This window comes from Mesorhizobium sp. M1A.F.Ca.ET.072.01.1.1 (assembly GCF_004023325.1).
GTDB lineage: Bacteria > Pseudomonadota > Alphaproteobacteria > Rhizobiales > Rhizobiaceae > Mesorhizobium.
Genome location: NZ_RZSF01000805.1, coordinates 1 through 387, shown reverse-complemented (window position 1 = coordinate 387; position 387 = coordinate 1). Strand labels below are relative to the sequence as shown.

At 58.9% G+C, this 387-nt stretch carries 1 protein-coding gene; it reads left to right on the top strand.

All coding sequences use genetic code 11. From position 1 onward, the window contains the following. Positions 1-76: 76 nt before the first annotated feature. Positions 77-387: Lrp/AsnC family transcriptional regulator (locus EOA32_RS38130; RefSeq protein WP_145971551.1), on the top strand; the 311-nt coding region annotated here is incomplete at its 3' end.

Sequence of the window (387 nt, the reverse complement as noted above, 5' to 3'; positions counted from 1 at the left end):
GTCCAAAGAAATCGACATTCCGGTTCGATTGGACTATGATTTGCCCAGTATTCTTGCCAATTCGATTGCCAATTCGATGACAGAAGACCAATTGGACCGCATTGACCGCAACATCCTGTCGGCGCTGGCGCGCGACGGGCGGCTTTCCATGTCTGAGCTGGCCGGCAAGGTCGGCCTGTCGAAGACGCCGGTACAGGCGCGCGTCAAGCGCCTGGAGAAGGACGGTTACATCAGGGGTTACCAGGCGATCATCGATCGCGAGCGCATGGGAGAAGGCCACGTCGCGTTCGTCCAGGTGAAATTGTCGGACACCCGCTCGGCCGCGCTCGACGCCTTCAATCGATCCGTGCAGGCAGTCCCCGAGATCGAGCAATGCCATATGATGGC